At 51.2% G+C, this 24,898-nt stretch carries 23 protein-coding genes and 3 pseudogenes; 15 read left to right on the forward strand and 11 right to left on the reverse strand.

What is annotated here, in order from left to right; translation table 11 throughout:
• The first annotated feature begins 81 nt into the window (after positions 1 to 81).
• From dnaT to opgB, 4 genes are all read left to right on the forward strand, one after another.
• Complete coding sequence (gene dnaT / locus OGW44_RS09795) at positions 82 to 621, forward strand: primosomal protein DnaT (RefSeq protein WP_016151588.1); 540 nt, start codon at positions 82 to 84, stop codon at positions 619 to 621.
• A gap of 2 nt (positions 622 to 623) precedes the next feature.
• A complete protein-coding gene (dnaC, locus tag OGW44_RS09800) occupies positions 624 to 1,361 on the forward strand; it encodes a replicative helicase loader DnaC (protein ID WP_016155623.1) in 738 nt (245 codons plus the stop codon).
• Positions 1,362 to 1,431: 70 nt separating this feature from the next.
• Complete coding sequence (locus OGW44_RS09805; protein ID WP_016151586.1) at positions 1,432 to 1,923, forward strand: YjjA family protein; 492 nt, start codon at positions 1,432 to 1,434, stop codon at positions 1,921 to 1,923.
• Between the two features lie 230 nt (positions 1,924 to 2,153).
• A complete protein-coding gene (opgB, locus tag OGW44_RS09810) occupies positions 2,154 to 4,445 on the forward strand; it encodes a phosphatidylglycerol--membrane-oligosaccharide glycerophosphotransferase (protein WP_185654758.1) in 2,292 nt (763 codons plus the stop codon).
• Between the two features lie 105 nt (positions 4,446 to 4,550).
• Here opgB and OGW44_RS09815 read toward each other — a convergent pair whose 3' ends face one another.
• Both OGW44_RS09815 and OGW44_RS09820 read right to left on the reverse strand, forming a co-directional pair.
• Complete coding sequence (locus OGW44_RS09815) at positions 4,551 to 5,996, reverse strand: tagaturonate reductase (protein ID WP_149382298.1); 1,446 nt, start codon at positions 5,994 to 5,996, stop codon at positions 4,551 to 4,553.
• 13 nt (positions 5,997 to 6,009) lie between these two features.
• A complete protein-coding gene (locus OGW44_RS09820; RefSeq protein ID WP_149382300.1) occupies positions 6,010 to 7,032 on the reverse strand; it encodes a zinc-binding alcohol dehydrogenase family protein in 1,023 nt (340 codons plus the stop codon).
• Between the two features lie 137 nt (positions 7,033 to 7,169).
• On the opposite strand from OGW44_RS09820, the gene OGW44_RS09825 reads away from it, so the two are divergent.
• The 3 genes from OGW44_RS09825 to OGW44_RS09835 all read left to right on the forward strand — a co-directional run bounded on the left by OGW44_RS09825 (position 7,170) and on the right by OGW44_RS09835 (position 10,225).
• Positions 7,170 to 8,084, forward strand: coding sequence for a GntR family transcriptional regulator (locus tag OGW44_RS09825; protein ID WP_016151582.1), 915 nt, complete (start codon positions 7,170 to 7,172; stop codon positions 8,082 to 8,084).
• Positions 8,085 to 8,295: 211 nt separating this feature from the next.
• Positions 8,296 to 9,657, forward strand: coding sequence for an MFS transporter (locus tag OGW44_RS09830; protein WP_016155619.1), 1,362 nt, complete (start codon positions 8,296 to 8,298; stop codon positions 9,655 to 9,657).
• A 52-nt stretch (positions 9,658 to 9,709) separates the two neighbouring features.
• Complete coding sequence (locus tag OGW44_RS09835; protein ID WP_047358387.1) at positions 9,710 to 10,225, forward strand: GNAT family N-acetyltransferase; 516 nt, start codon at positions 9,710 to 9,712, stop codon at positions 10,223 to 10,225.
• 39 nt (positions 10,226 to 10,264) lie between these two features.
• Here the strand turns inward: OGW44_RS09835 and tsr are convergent, their stop codons facing one another.
• A complete protein-coding gene (gene tsr, locus OGW44_RS09840; protein WP_047358388.1) occupies positions 10,265 to 11,926 on the reverse strand; it encodes a methyl-accepting chemotaxis protein in 1,662 nt (553 codons plus the stop codon).
• A gap of 191 nt (positions 11,927 to 12,117) precedes the next feature.
• On the opposite strand from tsr, the gene OGW44_RS09845 reads away from it, so the two are divergent.
• From OGW44_RS09845 to yjiA, 4 genes are all read left to right on the forward strand, one after another.
• Positions 12,118 to 12,660 carry a hypothetical protein gene (locus OGW44_RS09845; RefSeq protein WP_016151578.1) on the forward strand — a complete coding sequence of 181 codons (543 nt, stop codon included), beginning with the start codon at positions 12,118 to 12,120 and terminating at the stop codon, positions 12,658 to 12,660.
• A 289-nt stretch (positions 12,661 to 12,949) separates the two neighbouring features.
• Positions 12,950 to 15,100 (forward strand): pyruvate/proton symporter BtsT, encoded by a 2,151-nt coding sequence (btsT, locus tag OGW44_RS09850; protein WP_003830033.1) that lies wholly within the window; start codon positions 12,950 to 12,952, stop codon positions 15,098 to 15,100.
• A gap of 49 nt (positions 15,101 to 15,149) precedes the next feature.
• Positions 15,150 to 15,344 carry a YbdD/YjiX family protein gene (locus tag OGW44_RS09855; protein WP_003830038.1) on the forward strand — a complete coding sequence of 65 codons (195 nt, stop codon included), beginning with the start codon at positions 15,150 to 15,152 and terminating at the stop codon, positions 15,342 to 15,344.
• 12 nt (positions 15,345 to 15,356) lie between these two features.
• A complete protein-coding gene (gene yjiA / locus OGW44_RS09860; RefSeq protein ID WP_104651993.1) occupies positions 15,357 to 16,313 on the forward strand; it encodes a GTPase in 957 nt (318 codons plus the stop codon).
• Between the two features lie 69 nt (positions 16,314 to 16,382).
• On the opposite strand, the gene OGW44_RS09865 is transcribed toward yjiA, so the two are convergent.
• Positions 16,383 to 18,035, reverse strand: a complete 1,653-nt coding sequence (locus OGW44_RS09865) for a DUF262 domain-containing protein (RefSeq protein WP_185654759.1) — start codon at positions 18,033 to 18,035, stop codon at positions 16,383 to 16,385.
• A gap of 148 nt (positions 18,036 to 18,183) precedes the next feature.
• Here OGW44_RS09865 and OGW44_RS09870 point away from each other — a divergent pair.
• Positions 18,184 to 18,339: pseudogene (locus OGW44_RS09870) on the forward strand (type I restriction endonuclease); the annotation flags it as partial.
• A pseudogene (locus tag OGW44_RS09875) lies at positions 18,320 to 18,633 on the forward strand (SymE family type I addiction module toxin); the annotation flags it as partial. The pseudogenes OGW44_RS09870 and OGW44_RS09875, both read left to right, overlap by 20 nt.
• Positions 18,634 to 18,727: 94 nt before the next feature.
• Here OGW44_RS09875 and tssD read toward each other — a convergent pair.
• The 6 genes and pseudogenes from tssD to OGW44_RS09905 form a co-directional block, all read right to left on the reverse strand.
• Positions 18,728 to 19,219 carry a type VI secretion system tube protein TssD gene (tssD, locus tag OGW44_RS09880; RefSeq protein ID WP_185654760.1) on the reverse strand — a complete coding sequence of 164 codons (492 nt, stop codon included), beginning with the start codon at positions 19,217 to 19,219 and terminating at the stop codon, positions 18,728 to 18,730.
• Positions 19,220 to 19,726 carry a hypothetical protein gene (locus tag OGW44_RS09885; protein WP_185654761.1) on the reverse strand — a complete coding sequence of 169 codons (507 nt, stop codon included), beginning with the start codon at positions 19,724 to 19,726 and terminating at the stop codon, positions 19,220 to 19,222.
• Entirely contained in the window at positions 19,726 to 20,157 is a 432-nt protein-coding gene (locus tag OGW44_RS09890; protein WP_260490287.1) for a tlde1 domain-containing protein, read from the reverse strand. Before OGW44_RS09890 ends, OGW44_RS09885 begins: the two co-directional genes overlap by 1 nt.
• Positions 20,158 to 20,308: 151 nt before the next feature.
• Positions 20,309 to 20,485: pseudogene (locus OGW44_RS09895) on the reverse strand (hypothetical protein); the annotation flags it as partial.
• 5 nt (positions 20,486 to 20,490) lie between these two features.
• Positions 20,491 to 20,955, reverse strand: coding sequence for a MarR family winged helix-turn-helix transcriptional regulator (locus OGW44_RS09900; protein WP_046275088.1), 465 nt, complete (start codon positions 20,953 to 20,955; stop codon positions 20,491 to 20,493).
• Between the two features lie 148 nt (positions 20,956 to 21,103).
• The gene (locus OGW44_RS09905) at positions 21,104 to 21,268 is read right to left on the reverse strand and encodes a DUF1127 domain-containing protein (RefSeq protein WP_064484482.1); all 165 of its coding nucleotides are present in this window, start codon (positions 21,266 to 21,268) and stop codon (positions 21,104 to 21,106) included.
• 177 nt (positions 21,269 to 21,445) lie between these two features.
• Between OGW44_RS09905 and OGW44_RS09910 the strand changes: the two genes are divergently transcribed.
• Entirely contained in the window at positions 21,446 to 22,858 is a 1,413-nt protein-coding gene (locus tag OGW44_RS09910) for an aminotransferase-like domain-containing protein (RefSeq protein ID WP_172860613.1), read from the forward strand.
• A 51-nt stretch (positions 22,859 to 22,909) separates the two neighbouring features.
• Here OGW44_RS09910 and OGW44_RS09915 read toward each other — a convergent pair whose 3' ends face one another.
• Entirely contained in the window at positions 22,910 to 23,848 is a 939-nt protein-coding gene (locus OGW44_RS09915) for an Rpn family recombination-promoting nuclease/putative transposase (protein WP_172860611.1), read from the reverse strand.
• A gap of 230 nt (positions 23,849 to 24,078) precedes the next feature.
• On the opposite strand from OGW44_RS09915, the gene OGW44_RS09920 reads away from it, so the two are divergent.
• On the forward strand, positions 24,079 to 24,894 hold the full coding sequence (locus OGW44_RS09920; protein WP_172860610.1) for a helix-turn-helix transcriptional regulator: 816 nt from the start codon (positions 24,079 to 24,081) through the stop codon (positions 24,892 to 24,894).
• Positions 24,895 to 24,898 lie beyond the last annotated feature (4 nt).

A 24,898-nucleotide genomic window follows, 5' to 3' on the forward strand; every position in this document is an offset into this window, starting at 1 on the left:
CTCATCTGCTGCTCTCCTTCTTCTCTGTGTTACTATAAAAGCAGTCCCCTTCTCGGTTGTTGTTCAGTATTGAGAAACATTATGCCCAGCAAAATTTTGACGCCGGACGTCACTAGCATTGACGCCTTACTACACGATCACCATACGGTGCTGGCCAGGTCTGCGGGCGGTGCCGTAGCCGTATTCGCCAATAACGCGCCAGCATTTTACGCGGTGACGCCTGCACGACTGGCCGAGTTGTTGGCGCTTGAAGAGAAACTGTCACGCCCGGGAAGCGATGTGACGCTGGATGCACAATTTTATGAAGAGCCGCAAACCGCTCCTGTTGTCGTGCCAATGGGGAAATTTGCGATGTACGCTGACTGGCAGCCCGATGCCGACTTTCAGCGCCAGGCCGCTCTGTGGGGCGTGGCGTTAAGAGAACCGGTCACCGCCGAGGAACTGGCCTCATTTGTCGCCTACTGGCAGGCCGAAGGCAAAGTCTTTCACCATATTCAGTGGCAGCAAAAACTGGCACGCAGCATCCAGATTGGCCGGGCCAGCAATGGCGGAATGCCGAAGCGCGATGTGAACAGTGTCAGCGAGCCTGACAACCATATTCCACCGGGTTTTAGAGGATAACGATGAAAAACGTTGGCGACCTGATGAAACGTCTGCAAAAAATGATGCCGGCTAATGTCGAGCCAGCCTTTAAAACGGGCGAGGAGCTGCTGGCATGGCAAAAAGAGCAAGGTGAAATTCGCGCCGCAGCGCTGGCCCGTGAAAACCGAGCCATGAAAATGCAGCGCACATTCAACCGTTCCGGTATTCGTCCACTGCATCAGAACTGTTCGTTCGATAACTATCGGGTGGAATGCGAAGGTCAGATGAACGCCCTGAGCAAAGCTCGCCAGTACGTTGAAGAGTTTGACGGCAACATCGCCAGCTTTATTTTCTCTGGCAAGCCCGGCACCGGCAAAAACCATCTGGCCGCCGCTATCTGCAACGAACTGCTGCTGCGCGGCAAGTCGGTGCTGATTATCACCGTTGCGGACATTATGTCAGCCATGAAAGATACCTTCAGCAACCGTGAAACCAGCGAAGAACAGCTACTCAACGATCTCAGCAATGTCGATTTGCTGGTGATCGACGAAATCGGCGTGCAGACCGAATCCCGCTATGAAAAAGTGATCATCAACCAGATCGTCGATCGCCGCTCGTCTTCAAAACGCCCGACCGGTATGTTGACCAACAGCAATATGGATGAAATGAACAAACTGCTGGGCGAGCGGGTAATGGACCGTATGCGCCTTGGCAACAGCCTGTGGGTGATTTTTAACTGGGAAAGCTACCGTAGTCGGGTAACCGGTAAAGAGTATTAACGTATTAGGACCACTCCTAAGACTGCCGGCGCTATACTGCGCTGAAAAGGCATAACACGAGTTGCATATAATGATGAAAACAACCAAACGTCTGCTGTGCTGTGCGCTTGCCGCCAGCACGCTCATCTCGACCAGCGTTTTCGCCGCCTCCTGGCAGGATTCGCTCTCCAGCGCGGCCAGCGAACTGAGCAAACAAAGCTCCGGCTCGCAGGGCGGCTCGTCACTCTCTTCCCTGACCAGTCTACTGAATGGCAGCAATCAGTCGCTGACCTCCAGCAGCATGAATAACGCCGCCGGGATCCTGGAATATTGCGCGAAACAGAAACTGGCCTCGGTCACCGACACGCAAAACGTCAAAAACCAGGTGCTGGATAAACTGGGCCTCAGTGCTCCGGAGCAGAAACAAGACACCAACTATATGGACGGCATTCAGGGTCTACTCAACGCCAAAGATGGTCAACAACTGGACCTGAACACAATTGGCAACAGCTCGCTGGCGAAGCAGGTAAAAACCAAGGCCTGCGATCTGGTGTTAAAACAGGGAATGAACTTCATTTCCTGACGTACGACATGCCGCGTATACCCTGCGCGGCATCAACCTGCGCCCCATAAAATTCACACGTCAAATAATCAGTAAATCCCCCGCAAAAAACACGCATATCTAAACCAATTCTGAATAACAACGTAATTTAATGTCACTACAATTGCAGCAATGCAACATCGCTATTACATTGTGCTTTCCCCAAATCATTAGCCTGCCAGGCGTTTGCCCGGTTTACTGAGGATCGATCGTTGTCAGAACTCATCTCCATCACTCTGTTTCTCGCTTCAGTGCTGATTTACGCCTGGAAAGCGGGTCGCAATACCTGGTGGTTTGCTGCCACGTTAACGGTGCTGGGGATTTTTATTGTCTTGAATATCACGCTGTATGCCAGTGACTATTTCACCGGCGACGGTATCAATGACGCGGTTCTGTACACGCTGACCAACAGCCTGACCGGCGCGGGAATTGGAAAATATATCTTACCTGGCGTCGGGATTGCGCTGGTCCTGACGACCGTTTTTGTCGCTCTCGGCTGGATTCTGCGCCGCCGTCGCCATCATCCGCATCATGTGGGTTACAGTCTGCTAGCCCTGCTGCTGGCGCTGGCCTCCGTAGATGCCAGCCCGGCGTTTCACCAGATAACCGAACTGGTAAAGTCGCAGTCGCGCTATGGCGATCCGGATTTCCCAACCTATTATAAAGAGCCGTCAAAAACGATTCCCAACCCGAAGCTGAACCTGGTTTATATCTATGGCGAAAGCCTCGAGCGCACCTATTTTAACAACGACGCGTTCCCGGATCTGACCCCGGAACTCGGTGCGTTGAAAAACGAAGGTCTGGATTTCAGCAATACCATGCAACTGCCGGGTACCGATTACACCATCGCTGGCATGGTCGCCTCACAGTGTGGTATTCCGCTGTTTGCGCCGTTTGAAGGCAACGCCTCGGCGTCGGTCTCCAGCTTCTTCCCCAACAATATCTGTCTGGGCGATATCCTGAAAAACTCCGGCTATCAAAACTACTTTGTGCAGGGAGCCAACCTGCGCTTTGCCGGCAAAGACGTGTTCCTGAAATCTCACGGTTTTGATCATCTGTACGGTGCGGAAGAGTTAAAAAGCGTGGTTGCGGACCCAGCCTATCGCAACGACTGGGGCTTCTACGACGATACCGTGTTGGATGAAGCATGGAAAAAATTCGAAGAGCTTTCACGTTCGGGCCAGCGCTTTTCACTATTTACGCTGACTGTGGATACTCATCATCCAGATGGATTTATCTCACGTAGCTGCAACCGTAAACGTTATGACATCGACGGGAAGGCCAACCAATCCTTCAGCGCGGTCAGCTGCAGCCAGGAAAACATTGCCGAATTTATCAATAAGATCAAAGCCTCACCGTGGTTCAAAGATACCGTTATCGTGGTTTCTTCCGATCATCTGGCGATGAACAACACCGCATGGAAGTATCTGAACAAGCAGGATCGCAACAACCTGTTCTTCGTGCTGCGCGGCGACCAGCCACAGCAGGACACGCTGGCGGTGAAGCGTAACACGATGGATAACGGGGCAACGGTACTGGATATTCTCGGTGGCGATAACTTTATCGGTCTTGGCCGCAGCAGTTTGTCGAGCGAATCCGTGTCTGAAGTGTTCCTGAACATCAAAGAAAAAATGCTGGCGTGGAAGCCCGATATCATCCGCCTGTGGAATTTCCCGAAAGAGATGAAAGAGTTCACCGTCGACCAGGACAAAAACATGATCTCTTTCTCCGGCAGCCATTTCCGCCTGCCGTTGTTGCTGCGCGTATCGGACAAACGCGTCGAGCCGCTGCCGGAAAGCGAATACTCGGCCCCGCTGCGCTTCCAACTGGCAGATTTCGCGCCGCGAGATAACTTTGTCTGGGTTGATCGCTGCTACAAAATGGCGCAGCTATGGGCCCCGGAGCTGGCGCTCTCCACCGACTGGTGCGTATCGCAAGGCCAGTTAGGCGGACAGCAAATCGTGCAGCACGTCGACAAAGCCAAATGGAAAAGTAAAACCGTGTTTAAAGACACGGTGATCGACATGGAGCGCTACAAAGGTAACGTTGATACGCTGAAAATTGTCGATAACGACATTCGCTACAAAGCCGACAGCTTCGTCTTCAACGTGGCGGGCGCGCCGGAAGAGGTTAAACAGTTTAGCGGCATATCACGCCCCGAATCCTGGGGACGCTGGTCCAATGCGCAGCTCAGCAAAGAGGTGACCATCGAGTACAAGGCCCCGCTGCCGAAGAAATTCGATCTGGTCATCACCGCGAAGGCCTTCGGCGACAATGCCAATCGTCCTATTCCCGTGCGAGTTGGCCACGAGGAACAGACGCTGGTGTTAGGCCATGATGTCACTACCACTACCTTGCATTTTGATAACCCGGCGGATGCCGATACGCTGGTGATTGTCCCACCCGATCCGGTCGCCACCAACGAGGGCAATATTCTCGGCCACTCGCCGCGTAAGCTGGGGATCGGGATGGTTGAAATCAAAGTGGTCGCTCAGGGCTCGTAACATGAAATGGCTGATGGCGCTTCGCTTATCAGCCTTACAGCTAGCCGCATTTATTGTCTGAAAAAAAACAGCGCCCAACACCACACCGGGCGCTGCATGGCAACCTTATTCCAGACTTTTCACTGCCTGGCGCATACCCTGCACCAGAATCATTTCCAGGTTTGCCGTCACCTGCCCGGCAAGCCCGGGCAGCAACGTCAAATCTTCACCCCAGTGCGCCGCATCGCCGAGCACAGTATCCACCAGTTCACGCAGCGTTAAATCTTTGCCAACTCGCGGCCACAGACTGGCATACAGGCTAACCCACTGCTCATCATCCTGTATCGGATAGCGTTCTCCCTCCCGCTCTGCGCGATAAAACGCCAGCAGCGCCGCGAGGGCGAACGTTAACCGCACGGGCCAGCGCCCATTTTGCTGGCCCGCCAGCAGTTGCGGCAAAATTCGGGTACGGAATTTGGTCATCCCGTTAAGCGCAATGGAAAGCAACTGGTGACGAATGTAGGGGTTTTGAAAACGCCCGCTCACCGCGTCGGCAAATTCACGCAGTTCATCCGCCGGGAGATCCAATACCGGTATAATTTCCTCGCTAATCGCCCGCTCGATAAAGTGACGGACATCGGCATCCTGCATCGCTTCGCCGACGGTCTCCAGCCCACACAGCCAGGCCACCGGCACCAACGCCGTATGCGCGCCATTGAGAATGGCGACCTTACGCTCTTTGTACGGTTTGATATCGCTCACTACCCGAATGTTCAGCGGGCACTGCGCTAACTTCAGCTCCTCGGCCAGCCACTGCGGCCCCTGAATCACAAACAGGTAAAAATGCTCCGCGGTATCGAGAAACGCATCGTGATAGCCAAGCGTAGCCTCCAGCGCGGCGGCTTCTTCTCGCGGGTAGCCGGTGACAATGCGGTCGACCAGCGTGGAACAGAAGGTGTTTGCCGTCGCCACCCAGTCGGCAAACGCCGGGGGAAGCTGCCACTCCTGCGCATACTGCAGTACCAGCGTTTTGAGCGCCTCGCCGTTATAGTCGATAAGCTCGCACGGGATAATGACCCACCCCTTATCCACCGCGCCCTCAAAATGATTAAAACGCTCCAGCAGCAGACGCGTCAGTTTAGCCGGAAAGCTTACCGGCGGCGCATCATCGACCCGGTCTGCCGCGTGATAGCTAATTCCGGCTTCGGTGGTATTTGAAAACACAAAGCGAATATCCGCATTGTGGGCCAGCGCCAGATACGCCGCGAAGTCCTGATACGGATTGATTTCGTTATTCACCGAACGGATCAGCCGCGCCTCGCTCACCGCTTCGCCCTGCGCGTTTAGCCCGCGAATAAGCGTGGTATACAGCCCGTCCTGGGTATTCAGCGACGGTGGAAAATCACTATTGATCGGGCGAACGATGGTCACGCCAGCGTTCAGAAAGGTTTGCTCGTTGAGGATATCCAGTTGCCAGTCGATAAACGCTCGCAGGAAATTCCCTTCACCAAACTGGATCACGCGCGTTGGGTAGCTTGCCCCCGGAAAATCACGTCGATTCAATGTCTTCATCGCATTTACCCTCTCAGAACGTGATCACGCCTTTAATCAGCTCACGGTTGTTAATCACATCCCGTTCGTAGATTTCTGCCAGTGTGGCAAACGCGTAACGGTGCGTGAGCATCATGTCGGCGGTCAGTTTGCCTTCCGACATCAGGCTGCCCACTTTGGCGAAATCTTCCGGTGTGGCGTTGCGACTGCCCATCATGGTGGTCTCTTTTTTGTGGAACTCCGGATCGGAGAACTGCAAATCGCCTTTGAATAGCCCAACGAAAACAATGCTGCCGCCATGGCGAATCAAATTCACCGTGTTGTTCATCGCATGCTGATTGCCCGTGGCATCAATGACCTTTTGCGCCAGCGAACCGCCAAACTGGTCACGCAGTTGCGCATCAAAATCTTCAGCAGACGGATCGATAACCGGGAGCCCCAACCGGGAAACCACATGCTCCCGGCGAGCCGGACTGGTATCGGCGACCACCACCTGTGCGCCATCGGCTTTGGCAATCGCCGCCGCGCCCAGACCAATCGGACCGGCACCGACCACCAGCACCTGCTCACCCGGAGCCACCGCCGCCCGGCGTACCGCATGCGCACTAATGGCATAAGGCTCAATCAGCGCCGCCGCCTGCGGATCAATTCCCTGCGCATCCAACAGGTTGGTGACCGGTACGGACAGGTATTCGCTGAAGCCGCCATCCTGATGCACGCCAATCACCGAAATCTTCTCGCAGCAGTTAGTGCGCCCGCTCAGACAGGCCGGACACTGCTGGCAGGCCACGTAAGGAATAACCGCCACCTGCTGACCATTTTTCAGATTCTGTATATTTTTGCCCAGCCCGACAATTTCCCCACATATTTCATGCCCCAGTACACGTGGATAGCTGAAAAATGGCTGATTGCCACCCCAGGCATGAATATCGGTACCGCAAATCCCGACTGATTTAATTTTTATTAATGCTTCACCCTCACCCGGAATAGGTATTTCACGCTCTTTCCAGACTAATTTTTTAGGTTCCTGGCAAATCAACGTATTCATCGTAGACATGATTCTGCTCTCCTGTTTTTTTGTTGCCTCAGATATCAACGAAAATAAAAAAGCCGGAGAAAGCAGAAACACAATCTGTGAATCCCAGCGCATAAAAATGTTTTAAATCGGGTTTTAATACGCAAAAAGGAGAAGCCATGAGCCGTTCACAGAACTTACGCCACAATGTGATTAACCAGATAATCGATGATATGGCGCGTGGTCATATCCCTTCCCCCCTCCCGTCGCAAAGCGCGCTGGCGGAGATGTACAACATCAGCCGCACCACCGTGCGCCATATGCTGAGCCACTTAGGCGAGTGCGGCGTGCTGACCCAGGTCGGCAGCCACTATGTCATCGTACGTAAACCCGACCATGACGACGGTTTTGCCTGTACCACCGCCTCCATGACTGAGCAAAACCGGATTTTTGAGCAGGCTTTTTTCACCATGATCAACCAGCGTCAGCTACGCGCAGGGGAGAGTTTCTCCGAACTACAGCTTGCCAGAGCTGCAGGGGTCAGCCCGGTGGTGGTGAGAGAATATCTTTTAAAATTCGAACGTTACAATCTGATCAAAAACGAAAAACGCGGCCATTGGAGCATGAAGCAGTTCGATCAGGCCTATGCGGAACAGCTGTTTGAACTCAGAGAGATGCTGGAAACCCATTCCCTGCAGCATTTTCTCAATCTGCCCGACGATGACCCGCGCTGGCTGCAGGCTAAAACACTGCTGGAGCGCCACCGGGTCCTGCGCGACAGCATCGGCAGCAGCTTTCGTATGTTCTCGCAGTTAGACCGTGAGTTTCATGCTTTACTGCTCTCCGCAGCAGATAATATATTTTTTAATCAATCACTTGAAATCATCTCCGTGATTTTCCATTTTCATTATCAGTGGGATGAAAGCGACCTCAAGCAGCGCAATATCATTGCCATTGATGAGCATATGACCATCCTCAGCGCACTGATTTGCCGCAGCGACCTGGATGCCACCCTGGCGCTCTGTAACCATTTGAATTCAGCCAAACAATCGATGATTCGCTCCATCAACCAAAGCCATAGCGCCGCTCATTAAGTACCGATAAAAAACAGCAAACCATTACCGGGAGCACGATTTTATAAAAATAAAAACGCCGGAAAAATACCGCTTGCCTATGCTCACGCTAAGTCGACTGCATTAAAAACTTTTGTGAGCGGTGATGAGCAAATTGATTCATCACTGGTATTTTTCAATACTGCACAGCCCGGCTGTGTGAAAATAAATTATTGAGGTTCAGGAGTCCGGCGTGGAAAAAAATAATATTACCCTCGACCCGAGTTCTTCGTTTGGCACGTCGTCATCTGCGGATATTAACGTTCCGCCTGAGGGCATGGTGCAACGCAGTAGCCGAATAAAACGTATTCAGACCACAGCAATGATTTTATTATTTTTTGCTGCGGTGATTAATTATCTCGACCGCAGTTCACTGTCGGTCGCCAACTTAACGATTCGTGAAGAACTGGGGCTGAGCGCCACGCAAATCGGCGTACTGCTGTCAGTGTTTTCTCTCGCTTACGGTATTGCACAGCTGCCCTGCGGCCCGCTGCTGGATCGCAAAGGTCCGCGCATTATGCTGGGGCTGGGGATGTTCTTCTGGTCGCTGTTTCAGGCGATGTCTGGCATGGTTCACAGCTTCACTCAGTTTGTTCTCGTGCGTATCGGGATGGGGATCGGCGAAGCGCCCATGAACCCGTGCGGCGTAAAGGTCATCAACGACTGGTTTAACATCAAAGAGCGCGGTCGCCCAATGGGGTTATTCAACGCCGCTTCCACCATCGGTGTTGCCATTAGCCCGCCGATTCTGGCTGCCATGATGCTGGTGATGGGCTGGCGTTGGATGTTTATTACCATCGGCGTGCTGGGTATTTTCCTCGCCATCGGCTGGTACATGTTGTATCGCAACCGCGAGCAGATTGCGCTGAGCGCTACTGAACAAGCGTATCTGAACGCCGGTAGCGTCAATGCCCGCCGCGATCCGCTGAGCTTTGCCGAATGGCGCAGCCTGTTCCGCAACCGCACTATGTGGGGCATGATGCTGGGCTTTAGCGGCATCAACTACACCGCGTGGTTATATCTGGCGTGGCTGCCAGGCTACCTGCAAACCTCCTACAACCTGGATTTAAAAAGCACCGGATTAATGGCGGCGATCCCATTCCTGTTTGGCGCAGCCGGCATGTTAATTAACGGTTTTGTCACCGACTGGCTGGTGAAAGGCGGTATGGCACCGATTAAGAGCCGTAAGATTTGTATTATCGCCGGGATGTTCTGTTCTGCGGCCTTCACTTTCATCGTGCCGCAGGCCACAACGTCGATGGCCGCCGTCTTACTGATCGGTATGGCGCTGTTCTGTATCCACTTCGCCGGCACCTCGTGCTGGGGCCTGATCCACGTAGCCGTCGCCTCACGCATGACCGCCTCCGTGGGCAGTATCCAGAACTTTGCCAGCTTTATCTGCGCGTCGTTTGCACCAATCGTCACCGGATTTATTGTTGATACCACCAACTCTTTCCGTCTGGCGCTGATCATTTGTGGCTGCGTCACCATGGTGGGAGCCCTCGCCTACATCTTCCTGGTGCGCCAACCCATCAGCGATCCGCGTAAAGATTAATCCTCATGATGCCCGATAACACCGCGCTTATCGGGCATGTTATGCTCGACAAATGAACATCACCTTACGCTCCACCACTCTGGCAGAAACTGCCGCTCTTCCCGCCATCGAACGATCTGCGGGGCAACGTTTTTTACTCATCCCCGAACTGGCGTGGATTGCTGACGACCAGATTATATCGGTTGACCAGCATCGGGCATTTGCCGCTGCTGGCATGAGCTGGCTGGCGCAGGTCGACGAGCATCCGGTCGGTTTTTTAGTTGCCGAAACGCTGGGGTCATCGCTGTTTATTGCTGAACTTTCATTGCATCTGGAGTGGCAGGGAAAAGGTATTGGTCGCAGATTGATTGGCTATGTTGCCGAACAGGCGCGCGAGAAAGGTTATACATCGCTCACGCTGACCACCTTCCGTGATGTGCCGTGGAATGCGCCATTGTACGCTCGACTGGGGTTCGAAATGCTGGCTGACGAGACGCTTCCTGCACTGCTGCGCCAGAAAAGAGAAGACGAAGCGGCGCACGGGCAGACGTACGAACTACGCTGCGCCATGCGCCTGATGCTGCGTTAATTGCCCGCGGGCGACTACGCCTTATCGGGCATTACCAACTTAGAACGTTTCCCAGTTATCCCCGGCATCCGTTACCGCAGCTTTTCGCGGCTGGACCGTTGAAACCGGTTTAGCGGCAGCAACGTCACGCGCGCGCTGTTGGTCATGCTGAATACGGAACACGGCAACGGCCTGGGTCAGGCGGCTGGCCTGCTCTTCCAGCGCCGCAGCGGCGGCGGCGGATTCTTCCACCAGCGAGGCGTTCTGCTGCGTCACACGATCCATCTCAGCAACGGCCAGACCGACCTGGTCGATACCGCGGCTCTGTTCATCAGAAGCAGAGGCGATTTCACCCATGATATCGGTCACGCGGGTTACCGCATTGACGATCTCATCCATGGTTTCACCAGCGCTTTCTACCAGCGTTGAACCCACATCCACACGGCTGACCGAGTCTTCAATCAGGCTCTTGATCTCGCGCGCGGCCTGCGCACTACGCTGGGCCAGGTTACGAACTTCACCCGCAACCACTGCAAAACCACGGCCCTGCTCGCCCGCACGCGCAGCTTCTACCGCGGCGTTGAGCGCCAGAATGTTGGTCTGGAAGGCAATGCCGTCGATGACGCTGATAATGTCGGCGATTTTCTGCGAACTGGAAGCGATGTCGCGCATGGTTTGCACCACGTTATCCACCACTTTGCCGCCTTTTTGCGCGGTTTCAGAAGCGCTTAGGGCCAGATGGCTGGCCTGACGCGCGTTTTCGGCGTTCTGCTTCACGGTCGCCGTCAGCTGTTCCATGCTGGCTGCGGTTTCTTCCAGAGATGCAGCCTGCTGCTCGGTACGCGAGGAGAGATCGTTGTTGCCCATCGCAATCTCGCTGGCCCCGCTATAAATCGCGTTGGCACCGTTACGCACATCACCTACGGTGTTCATCAGCTCACCCTGCATGTGACGCAGACTTTCCGCCAGTTGGCCAATCTCGTTGGAACCTTCCACCTCAATACGCTTCACCAGGTCGCCGCTGGCGATATGACGAATGCTGTCGATCAGACGGTTCATTGGGGAGATAAGAGTCAGTTTGATGCCGAACCAGACCGCAATAATTGCCGCCAGTACGGTAATCAGTACACAGACTAGTACCCACATCGCCTGGCTGTAAGAGCTGTTGTTATCTGCTACCGCATTGTCATACAGGTGATCGTTCTGCTGCATGTAGTTGATGTATGTCTTCTCAAAACCATCCTGATAGCTCTGCGTGGGTTGATCAAAGAACGCATTGATCTTCCCGTCACCCAGTAACTGGATCAGCTCCGCCAGCGCGCCGTGATAGATGTCATAGGTGCGGTTGATCTCCTGGAACGCGGCTTCACTTTGACGCGGATCGCGCGGGAGCGACTCGTAAATCGCCCAGTTTTTTTCCGTCAGTTTCAGCGCCGTGCTGGCTACCTGCATCAGCTCAGCAACGGTCGCACCGCTGCCGATATTGCTCTGATCCATCATGTAGCGAATACCCGCCCGGTTCAGGGTATTACGCGTTTGCAGCAGCTCAACCCAGGTGGCGTTCAGCGCAGACTGCTGCTGGCGAATGGTTTGCAGAACGGTAAAGTTCTCTTTGTCATTCTTAAGTGAGTTAAAAAACAAGCCGCCGGAGGCGAGCTGTAAAAGGCCAAATAGCGCCAATACCAGCAGTAAGCTGGTAACAATCTTCATTCGTTTTAACATGTTTTCTCTTTCCGCTAGACAGATACTCTGGTTTTCGGCCTGGAAAGAGAAAACTTTATGGTGTCAGCAATTGCCACAGAATTATCGTTTTCACATTAAATCCCGCTCCCTATGACAAATTACGCAAAAAATTTGTCGTTCTGTTGCGCCTTAGGTGTAGGATTCCCGTTTTTTAAGAAAAGGATGCTTCTATGTTGAATCGCGATTTTGATCACCTATCCACTCTCGCACACCACTTTTTTGAACGTGAAGATGTTCGTCAAAAGCTCAATATCATCGATCAGTACAACATCTCCGGTTGGGAAGTGTGGATGCAAATAGAATTTGCCAATCTGTTGGCTTCGACGGGTCATGAATGGTGGCGTGAACAGACCCTCGCTTGCGATCTGCGGAAAAATCCACAGCGTTTGTCTGTGCGTGCAGATTTCTTATTGCGGAAAAAAGGATGGACGCAGGACAGCTACATTGCGCTTGAGCTCAAGCAGAACCAGGATCCGACAAGCTGCGTCAGAAATATGATTGCGGATTTGGTTAAAAGCGCAAAAATCAAACGTTCGGAATTAGAGCTGCGTAGCTTCTGGACGCTAGGGGTAACACCCCGCATAGACAAAGAGCGCCTCGATGAACTGATTGACTATTATCTGGATGAAAAATATTACCTGACTAAATCACGTAAGAAACATGTGTTGCTTAAAGACATCGAACAAACGCCTTACTGTTATATCGTGATCTAAGTATCTCAGTGAGATGCTTCGTCAGTTGGAAAACACGGCATGTAGATGGGCGAACGCTATAATGCCGTGATCTCAATCACATAAATTCCCCCACTCTCCCCCATTGCTTACCGCTCACTGACACTTGGGACCGCTTAAGCTGACATACAACCGCTCACTTATTTACCTTACTTTACGCGCGTATTTCTCTGGCAAGATCCCCCCAACATAGCAGTCAATTTACCTCCTCAAACACAAGATCAAACCCACGCGGCTTCGGCCAATTATTAATTAGATACCAGGTTTTACTATGGATACGAAAAAGATATTCAAGCACATACCCTGGGTGATTCTCGGAATCATCGGTGCATTCTGCCTCTCGGTAGTGGCATTACGTCGGGGTGAGCACATCAGTGCCCTGTGGATCGTGGTCGCCTCAGTTTCTGTTTATCTGGTGGCCTATCGTTACTACAGTCTGTACATCGCCCAAAAGGTGATGAAACTTGACCCGACGCGTGCCACGCCGGCGGTCATCAACAATGACGGTCTGAACTACGTTCCAACCAACCGTAACGTATTGTTTGGCCACCACTTTGCCGCTATCGCAGGTGCAGGTCCGCTGGTTGGGCCGGTACTGGCCGCGCAGATGGGCTATCTGCCCGGTACGCTGTGGCTGCTGGCGGGTGTCGTGCTGGCCGGTGCGGTGCAGGACTTCATGGTGCTGTTTATCTCTTCACGCCGTAACGGCGCATCTCTGGGTGAGATGATCAAAGAAGAGATGGGCCCGATCCCGGGAACCATTGCGCTGTTCGGCTGCTTCTTAATCATGATCATCATCCTTGCGGTACTGGCGCTGATCGTGGTGAAAGCGCTGGCTGAAAGCCCATGGGGTGTGTTCACCGTCTGCTCAACCGTACCTATCGCGCTATTCATGGGGATCTACATGCGATTCCTGCGACCGGGTCGCGTGGGCGAAGTGTCGGTGATTGGTATTGTGCTGCTGGTTGCGTCTATCTACTTCGGCGGCGTGATTGCTCACGACCCATACTGGGGCCCGGCGCTGACCTTTAAAGACACCACCATTACCTTTACCCTGATCGGCTACGCGTTTATCTCTGCGCTGCTGCCGGTATGGCTGATCCTCGCGCCGCGCGACTATCTGGCTACCTTCCTGAAAATCGGCGTTATCGTCGGTCTGGCGGTGGGGATTGTTATCCTCAACCCGGAACTGAAAATGCCGGCGATGACTCAGTACGTTGATGGTACTGGTCCGCTGTGGAAAGGCGCTCTGTTCCCGTTCCTGTTCATCACCATCGCGTGTGGTGCGGTATCTGGCTTCCACGCGCTGATCGCTTCTGGTACCACACCGAAGCTGCTGGCCTGTGAAACCGACGCGCGCTTTATCGGTTACGGCGCCATGCTGATGGAATCCTTCGTGGCGATTATGGCGCTGGTTGCCGCGTCCATTATCGAACCGGGTCTGTACTTCGCAATGAACACCCCGCCTGCGGGCCTTGGCATCACCATGCCGAACCTGCATGAAATGAGCGGCGAGAACGCCCCGCTGATTATGGCGCAGTTGAAAGACGTAACCGCACATGCGGCGGCGACCGTCAGCTCCTGGGGCTTCGTCATTTCGCCTGAGCAGATCCTGCAGACCGCGAAAGACATCGGTGAACCGTCCGTTCTGAACCGCGCAGGTGGCGCGCCGACGCTGGCCGTTGGTATCGCTCACGTGTTCCACAAAGTGCTGCCAATGGCTGATATGGGCTTCTGGTACCACTTCGGTATTCTGTTTGAAGCACTGTTCATCCTGACCGCACTGGATGCCGGTACCCGTTCTGGCCGCTTTATGCTGCAGGATTTACTGGGTAACTTCGTTCCGTTCCTGAAGAAAACCGACTCTCTGGTTGCGGGTATCATCGGTACTGCGGGCTGCGTAGGCCTGTGGGGTTACCTGCTGTATCAAGGCGTTGTTGACCCGCTGGGCGGCGTTAAGAGCCTGTGGCCGCTGTTCGGTATCTCTAACCAGATGCTGGCTGCCGTGGCACTGGTTCTGGGCACCGTGGTACTGGTTAAAATGCAGCGCACCAAATACATCTGGGTTACCGTTGTTCCGGCAGTATGGCTGCTTATCTGCACCACCTGGGCGCTGGGTCTGAAACTGTTCAGCACCAACCCGCAGATGGAAGGCTTCTTCTTCATGGCGAATCAGTACAAAGAGAAGATTGCTAACGGCGGCGAACTGACCGCTCAGCAGATTGCCAACATGAACCACATCGTTGTCAACAACTACACCAACGCAGGCCTGAGTATTCTGTTCCTGGTGGTGGTGTACAGCATCATTTTCTACGGGTTCCGTACCTGGCAGAAAGCCCGCGCCATCAACGGTCGCTCTGATAAAGAGACGCCGTATGTACCGGTGCCGGAAGGCGGCGTGAAAACCTCTTCACATCACTAACCGTATTCAGCCCCGCTTCGGCGGGGCTTTTCGCTTATCAGGATTGTTTATGTTTGGTACTTTAGGTCAGGCAAAAAAATACCTCGGTCAGGCGGCAAAGATGCTGATTGGCATTCCGGACTACGACAACTACGTCGAGCACATGAAGACCAACCATCCCGATAAGCCGTACATGACCTACGAAGAATTCTTCCGCGAGCGCCAGGAAGCCCGCTACGGTAGCGGCGGAAGCAGTTGCTGTTAGAAGGAGAAATGAATGACCCCGATTGCAGTTACCCTACTCACCGGTTTTCTTGGCGCGGGTAAAACCACCCTGCTGCGCCATATTCTCAACGAGCAGCACGGCTATAAGATTGCCGTTATCGAAAACGAATTCGGCGAAGTCTCGGTGGACGATCAGCTGATTGGCGACCGCGCCACGCAGATCAAAACCCTGACCAACGGCTGCATTTGCTGTACCCGCTCCAGTGAGCTGGAAGACGCACTGTTAGATCTGCTCGACAACCTCGACAAAGGCGCCATCCATTTCGACCGTCTGGTGATCGAATGCACCGGCATGGCCGACCCCGGCCCGATTATCCAGACCTTTTTCTCCCATGAAGTGATTTGCGAACGCTACCTGTTGGACGGTGTGATTGCGCTGGTTGACGCGGTACATGCCGACGAGCAGATGAACCAGTTCACCATAGCCCAGTCGCAGGTGGGCTACGCTGACCGCATCCTGCTGACCAAAACCGACGTGGCGGGTGAAAGCGAGAAACTGCGTGAGCGCCTGGCGCGCATCAACGCCCGCGCCCCGGTGTATACCGTCACGCATGGTGATATCGACCTCTCCTTGCTGTTCGATACCAACGGTTTCATGCTCGAGGAGAACGTGGTCAGCGCCAAACCACGCTTCCACTTTATCGCCGACAAGCAAAACGATATCTCCTCGATCGTCGTCGAGCTGGATTACCCGGTAAACATCAGTGACGTGTCACGGGTAATGGAAAATCTGCTGCTGGAATCCGCCGAGAAGCTGCTGCGCTACAAAGGCATGCTGTGGATTGAAGACGAGCCGAACCGCCTGCTGTTCCAAGGCGTTCAGCGTCTGTACAGCGCCGACTGGGATCGCCCGTGGGGCGATGAGCAACCGCACAGTACGCTGGTATTTATCGGCATTAATCTGCCGGAAGACGAGATCCGAGCCGCGTTTGCGGGATTGAAGAAGTAACTCTGCTATTTCACATTATTCATATTTACACATGCCTGTAACGTGGCATGTGTAAATTTCACACTAAGGTTATACTAGCCAAAGTTGTTTTAATTGAGACTTCATATTTTCATGCCGTATTTTAAGCTCGGACAATCCCCATTCGGCTGATTTACATACATCTTTTGTGAGATCAAATGAACTTTTGCTATTCAATTTTTCATAAATAGATTTTTTCTTAATAAAGTCAGAATGCTGCGCTTCTGAATTTTTAGTACCGCTAATAAGAGTCAAATTACCTATTTTATGCAACCAGTAAACATGTTCATGTGGTTCAAATCGATTAATCCAATATTCATTCACCAAAGCCTGAGGGAGAATATGTTCAATAGTTATTCTTCCTGTATAAGTTTTAATTACACTCTCGTCTTGCTGTTCCATGTCAAGACGAAGTAAAATCGCTTTAATTAAATTAACCTGATTAGGCCTTGGTTCATATAAATCATCATCAAGTGCAGTAATAAATCCTTCATTATCCGCATGCTGATTAATTTGATTAATTATAGAAGGAAGAGGCATACCATTATTTATGGCAACAAGCGCAGAATAACAAACCATCTCTCTTTGGCTTTTAATCTGTTTTTTCAACCAACCATGCATATATACTTTTTCAAAGCAGGTAATAAACTGAGAAAATTCTTCTAATGTAAACTCTTCTGTACGAACCATTCTGTTCAGGAAGGCTAAGGCAGGAGGGATCCATTCATCTACTCCAAGATTACTCAGGGAAGCTATTTTCCTTCGAATAGAAGAATGTTCAAAATCATTCTCCAGTATTTTAGAGTAATTTTTAGCAGAACTGACTAACATCAGCGACATCGCGATAGCATCGCCATCAAATTTTTCTTGTAAATTCTCAATAAAGGATTCAAATCCTTTTTGTAATACCCTGTCACGATCTTTCTTCTCTGAAAGTTTGTGAAGTGTAAGAAACTTATCAAGCCTTCTAACACCAACCATATCCTCAATTTGGGACCATGCCGACTCAATTTGTTCAGATTTTTTATTATGTGCAGCCGCAGACTCAAAAAGCGCATTTTTCAATAAATCTGCATTGCTCAGAGGTAATCCCCGACTATTTAGAACATTAAATAACCGGAATGATGATGCAAAATCATCAGTTTGCACAAACACTATATATACATTTTGTAATATATATTTAGCCAATAACCTCAACTCATCATCTGATAACTTCGCTAAGTAATCCCTAATAACTTCCGCATTGCTAATAAAGACCAAATCAGTATCTGACGGTTTTTCTGGTTTATAATTCTTAAGATCCTGAAGAATATAATACTTATAAAGTTCATACTCCTTCTTTCTGACAACTAGCCTAGGTTCTTCCGCTTCATCAGAATAGACATCAATTGGCAAAACTCTTTTTTGCAGATCGTCTTTAATACCTTGTATTGATATCTTTTTTTTCAGCTCAGACACAATAATACTAAGTGTTGTCAAACGTTGCTGCCCATCAACAACCTCATATTGATTCTGCCCCTTGTTGATGCAAATCATACTCCCTATAAAATATTCACGCTCTTCAGATTGAGAACTTTCATATATATCATCAATAAGCTGTTCTGCATTATCAACAGTCCAACTATAAGGTCGCTGATAAGAAGGAATGATGTATTTTTTGTTTTCGGTAAGGATATCTTGGACCTTACACTCTTTAGCTTCCATTTTCACATCCAAATTAATAGTTAATGGCTACATTATCTTTCTTGATCTACAGAAAGGCAACCTTAGAAGATTTGTATCTCCATGTTCTTCATGATTTTTATAACAACTGTCAAGTTAAGCTATCCCCCGTTATCGGTAGAGAACGGACATGTCTGACCTGAACCTTAGAACCCTGACGGAAGCAGACATCATCACCAAACGCGTTATGCCCGCCATCCTTGATGCAGGCTGGAACGACACAACGCAAATCAGACAAGAGATCAAACTCCGGGACAGCAAGGTCATCGTACGCGGCAAAGTCGCGTTATCCGGATTACACGCATGTTCCGGCAATTATTATGAAAGGCCAGTGGCTGGAGGCAGCCGGTTTCACCACCGGCTGCAAATTCGATGTCAGAGTGATGCCCGGCTGCATTGTGCTGATGGCCAAGCTGCCGGAGCCGGAAGAACTAGCGTTATTACATTCGCTGCGTCGGGTGTGCAAGCTGTCCGCACGTAAGCAACTAAGCAACAGCAGGTGCAGGTGCAGGTGCAGGTGCAGGTGCAGGTGCAGGAGTTTATCGACGTAATTTCGGCGAAGCCTGTCAGGCAGAAATAACCGCCCGGATGCCAGTCAGCGCTCATGAGTATAAGCGCCGTGTATTGATTGCATTACAGCTCTGGGTAAGATCATTTTATCCGGAGCCGTTTACTCAAGACCCTAAGCGATAATCCCAATCATCATAGTGGACTATATTCCCATCATGATAGTGCCAGGTAATCTTCTTGTAACGGAGCTGAGCAAGTTCAAGATGGGTCTGTTTTTTGTAATAAGGATCTTTAACATCGTGCATCAGTGAAAAAAGCGTAACGACTTTCACATTTTCCAGGGTTATCGTAAAATAGACCTCTTCCTGACCAGCATAATTTATTCGATAGAGGTCAATAACCGCTTTCCTTAATGTTTCTCCGGTACTTAATGATTTGTACAAAAGCACACTAGAAGCATCAATTTCCTTTTCAATTAAAAATGGACGATGTTGGCGTTTATTCAACACCCTCCCATTATGCAAATCAGAGTTGTAGCTCACATTATGATACAGACCTAAAATCTCGATCTGATTTTCACGGTCTTTTACCATTACACTACCTTTGATAATATTACCAGCATCATCGATTAATGACATATATCCGGGGATAGCCATTTATAAATCCTTGTTAAATGGAATAGAATTCTCAACATTATTGATCATAACCGCAATACACCGCTTCCCCTCTGTCGTTTTGACCTTATACATTTCCCTGATGGAATTAACAAATAGCTTATTCATTTCTTCTTCTGACTCAGGGTAAGAGGTAAATGCGCATATCTTCTCAATATTCAGCAATGGTCTGTTATCGTTGAGGATAGCCAGAACACCAACTGGGTTATGTGGAATGGCTTCAGAGACCGCCCCCTGTAAATCTTCCGCCGTACTGGCATCAACTCCGGATTCAAGAGCACTTGCTACCGTTAACCAGTCATTATTACCTTTGCTAATTTCAGGAATAATATGGTTCCACCATTCTGACTCACTGCCATCATAAAGTTCGTGTACAACGGTATTTGCTCCTTTTTCATTTATCATCTGCAGAAGCTGTGCTGCAGTATGCACTGCAGCACAGGGAGCACCCGAAAGAATAAATAGAGAGGAGATAAAAATAAATTTCATTATCTTACCACAAAAATTGTGTCACCCGAATCGTAAATGGTTTGGCGCTTATCTTGTCCATTCATAATGATACATCCTGCAGATGCCGTTCCCGGTGGCTGCCCTTTTTTATCACCATGAATTTCGAAATGATCTCTGCCAAAAGTATTTGTCCCTGCAATAGGTTCGAGGATAATAGCGGAGGGACTTTTATGATTATTCCATCCAGCAATAAAATAAACGCCTCGTGGAATGGGGCCCTTGTTACGTATGTGTTCACAGTTCGGTTTATCCTTTGATTCACCAGCACCACTGTAGCAATAAGCAATTAATTTACCGTTATGGCTCAGTATACCTGTCGATACTTTATATTCCCATGTCATATGATTTACATCCTTTAAAATATAATAATTATGCTTATCATATTTAATTTTAAAATTAAATATGTTCATAAAGTCACAATTATTAAAATTCAAAATATTTATAATTCATACATCTTTATTTCTCGAACAAATAAATCGTATTCTGAATAATTAGATAACGGGGAAGCTGCAGGCAATCTGAAAACACCCGGTGTACCAGAAATACCATCGTTAGCGTTGCTACCAGCGCGACGTAACCGGATACGCGTGAAGAAACAGGCGTTACCACGCGCATCACCGTGGAGTCCGGCGTCAGCGGGATCCAGATATCGGCAACGATAAACCAGGCGAATATTACCAGGAAAGCGGCAATACTCACCCTTACCCAACGGGCAAATTTTTGTTCTGGGGTCATCATAGTTTTTAGTGTTGATTGTCTTCTTCGCGGATTCTCCGCAAATTGCAGGCGAGTTGATTTAAGGTCGCGCTGAATGAGGCAAGCTCCGCTTCAGGAATGGTGCAGGTGACGCGATGTTGATATGTCTCAATCACCCGGTTAAGTTCTTCAAGCCTTGAGCGGCCTTGCGCGGTCAGCGTTAGCAGACGGATGCGTTTGTCATAAGGCGATGTGGAACGCAGCAGATAGCCCTGCTTTTCCAGTTGCGAAAGGGTGCGCATCAGCGGCGGCAGTTCAATGCCCTGCATTTGTGCCAGTTCACTGACCGAGACGTTGTCTCCCAGTTGATACAGTTGCATCAGTACCGTCCAGCTTGACTGCGTCAGGCCAGTATCAGTGATGGCAGCATCAATAATGGCTCGCCACTGGCGCACCACCATTGCCATGCGCATCCCCATCGGACGGCGGGCAAACAGTTCATCTTCCGTCATCTTACTTTCCCCTCATTGCTGAGAAGAAAATAATACTTATCAGGATAAGTATCAAGAAACAGGCTATCCAGAAGCATGAATTGATAAATAATGTGAATATAAAAAGAGGCCGGGTGATAACCCTCCAGCCTCTGTCGATGGAAGAAAATCACTCTATCTGATCGCGTCGCAGCCCGACGTCCCGCAGCCGCTCATTACTCATCTGTTGCAATACGCGCCGCGTTTGCGCCCGTAACCTCCACGCCTTATATGCCCGCCAGATCAGAACAAACCCAATAAATGGCTGCTTTGCTTTATTCTCATGAAATTCCATACCTTGCCTCCCCGCCTTGTCTGAGGCTTTATCTTCACGGATTTGGCCCTAAGCAATACAGACTCACAAAGTACTTTTATTTAACATACAGATTGGTTAAAAAGAGTTCTGCATCGCTTTTTTCACGCCAATCTGTACTGGTTTTTTAATCTGTATGGTACCCATGAGGGATACAGCATGACGCGTTATCAACATCTGGCCAATCTGCTGGCCGAACGCATTGAGCAGGGGTTGTATCGCCATGGCGAAAAACTGCCTTCGGTACGTAACCTGAGTCAGGAGCACGGGGTCAGTATCAGCACCGTCCAGCAGGCGTATCAGATGCTGGAACAGCGACAGCTGATCACCCCGCAGCCGCGTTCCGGTTATTTTGTCGCACCACAAAAGGCACAGCCGCCCGTGCCGCCGATGTCGCGCCCGGTGCAGCGTCCGGTCGAGATAACGCAGTGGGATCTGGTGCTGGATATGCTAAAAGGGCATAGCGATAAATCTGTGATCCCCTTCAGCAGCGGCGCGCCAGATGTCAGTCAACCGAGCCTGAAACCGCTCTGGCGCGAACTCAGCCGCGTAGTGCAGCATAACCTGAAGGCAGTGCTGGGGTACGACAAGCTTCCCGGCAGCCAGGATCTACGCCAGCAGATCGCCCGTCTGATGCTGGACAGCGGTTCAGTCCTCAACGCCGATGATATTGTGATAACCAACGGGAGCCAGAGCGGAATGTCGCTGGCGCTGCTGGCGGTTTGTCAGCCAGGGGACATTGTCGCCGTTGAATCCCCCACCTACTACGGCACAATGCAGCTACTGCGCGGCCTGGGGATCAAGGTGATTGAGATCCCAACCGATCCAGATACCGGGATCAGCATTGAAGCGCTGGAGCTGGCGCTGGATCAGTGGCCGATCAAAGGCGTGCTGCTGGTACCCAACTGCAACAACCCTCTCGGGTTCATTATGCCGGATGCGCGTAAGCGGGCGGTGCTCGCCCTCGCCCAGCGTCACGACATCGTCATTTTTGAAGATGATGTGTATGGCGAACTGGCCACAGAGTATCCGCGCCCGCGTACGATCCACTCCTGGGACAGTGACGGCCGGGTAATACTCTGCAGTTCGTTTACCAAATCCGTAGCCCCCGGACTGCGCGTGGGTTGGGTGGTTCCCGGTCGCTATTACAACAAACTGCTACACATGAAGTACGCCGTCATTGGTACTAACGTTCCCGCTACGCAGCTGGCAGCAGCCTCCTTTGTGCGCGAAGGTCATTACCATCGGCATATCCGGCGTATGCGCCAGATTTATCAGCGTAATATGGAGATCTACACCTGCTGGGTACGGGAATATTTTCCCTGCGGGATCTGCGTCACCCGACCAAAAGGCGGCTTTATGCTGTGGGTCGAGCTGCCGCTCCAGGTCGATATGGTCTGCGTCGCTAAGCAGCTCTGTCGCCTGAAAATCCAGGTCGCACCGGGATCGCTGTTCTCCGCATCCGGAAAATACCGCAACTGCGTGCGCATTAACTGCGCGTTGCCGCCAAACGAGAAGCATCAGGAAGTGATGCAAAAGCTCGGCGAGGCGGTAAAGATGGCGATAGAGTAAACCGGACCGCCCGGTGATTTCGGCCAGGCGATTATGCGATTTAACTCATATCTAATGACTTAAACCCTGAATATCTTCTGCGGAAAGCCGGGTAATTTTTTGTACCGTGCAGATATCAATACCGTCTGCCAGCATAGTGTGGGCAATACGGAGCGCCTCATCACGTCGTCCTTCTATAAGCCCTTCTTGTCGTCCTTCCTGTAACCCTTCCAGCCTGCCTTTTTGTAGCCCTGCCTCATGCAATCTGTCGGCGATCGTCATCAAATGCTCCTTATACTGCGGTGAACGTTCGGCAACCTCACGAATAAACTCACTGAATCGAGGCGCATCGCCAGTTCGTAAAATATAATTAAACAGCGTCTTTATCTGGCTGTCATTAGTCAGTCCGGTAAGTAGCAGGGAAACAATTTGCTCGACCAGCCCCATAAGGTCGCGCTGACGAATATGTTTTTGGATTAACTCCAGCAGCGCCATACGTCGATGCTGCACAATTTCGTCATCCGGGATAACTGTAATATCCACCAGTGGAAACGCCACAGCATACAGCTGACGAGCCAGCTTCGGGTTAGCAAACTCGTCCAGCCAACATAGGGAATAAGGATACGGGCTTTTCGCACCGTGATAGAACAACATCGGCACCACCAGCGGTAATTGCTGATGCCCGGCATCTAAATGCTTCTGCATGGCCGCTACCGCGTAACGCATCAACCTGAATGCCATATGCGCATCCGGTGTGCTTTGGTGTTCAATCACCACATAGACATAGCCATCACCTTCCGTCGTTTTCACGGACCACAGCACATCGGAATAGTGCGCGCGTAAATCCTCTTCAATGAAGCTATCCGGCTTGAGTTTCAGCGTCTGAAAATCGCAAAGTTCGCGCAGCGAAGCGGGAAGATGTATTTGTAGAAAATCCCGAGCTGTCTCAGGGTGGCGCAAAAACGTTTTAAAGACCGCATCATGCGGGGTGGAAGTCGGTGCTTTGTTCATGGCGATCCATCACCTGGAAATAAGATGCCGTGACTGTAGCGCTGGTAAACCACACTCTCACCTGTAACTTTCTCTCTTTGCGAGGCGATTTCCGGGATAAAAACGCCCCTTTGTAACGTCTGCATTTGTCTGGAACGTATCACGCAGAATCACGACCTCAATGCACATTCCCGCTTTTTCACCGCAGGGCCTGTGCTATAACAAATCATCACTTTCATGGAGGACACGATGTGACGCATACCCGAGATATTCCACAATCGTTCTGGCGTGATGAGCAACTGCCGTGGCTGGAGCTGCGCAGCACCTGGCAAAGTCAGCAGGCCTATAAGCGCCATCACCACTCTCAGCTCTCGATTGGGGCAATTCTCGAGGGAGGAACCTGCTGCCTGTGCGATGACAAGGAATACCATCTGAAGGTGGGCGATCTCATTGTGATCCCACCACTGGCACCTCACAGCTGTAATCCCGTCAACGGGCAATTTCGCAGCTATCACATGCTTTATCTTGATGCCCGGTGGTGCCTTGCCCATCTGCCAGCGCTGAACAGCAATCAACGGCTTTGCACGCGCACTCCTGTTATCCGCGATCCGCAATTATTCCAGTGCTACATGCACCTTGTGGCGCTCATGCCGCAACGGCAAACGACGCAGATAACTGATGCCGCACAAGCATTGCTGCGCTCGCTGCCATTGCAGTCGGTAACACCGGAAAACCTAAGCGTCACCAGCCAGTATATGCGCGAGCGGTTGCAGTCCAGTCTGCACTCCCCACCCTCGCTGGATGAGCTGGCAGATGAGTGTCACATGCGTAAAGAGACGCTGATTCGGACCTTTAAGCAGGACATCGGGCTGACGCCGGGAAATTATCTGAACATGATGCGGATTGACTATGCCCGTCAGCGGTTACGGGCCGGGGACGAGATTGTCGATGTCGGCTACCAGAGCGGGTTTGCCGACCAGAGCCATTTCCATCGCACCTTTGTTCGCTACACAGCAGCCACACCGCGTCAGTACGCACTGGGACGATCAATATCAGACAATAATTAGCGTT

It is taken from the genome of Citrobacter sp. Cb023 (assembly GCF_030336805.1).
Lineage (GTDB): Bacteria > Pseudomonadota > Gammaproteobacteria > Enterobacterales > Enterobacteriaceae > Citrobacter > Citrobacter braakii.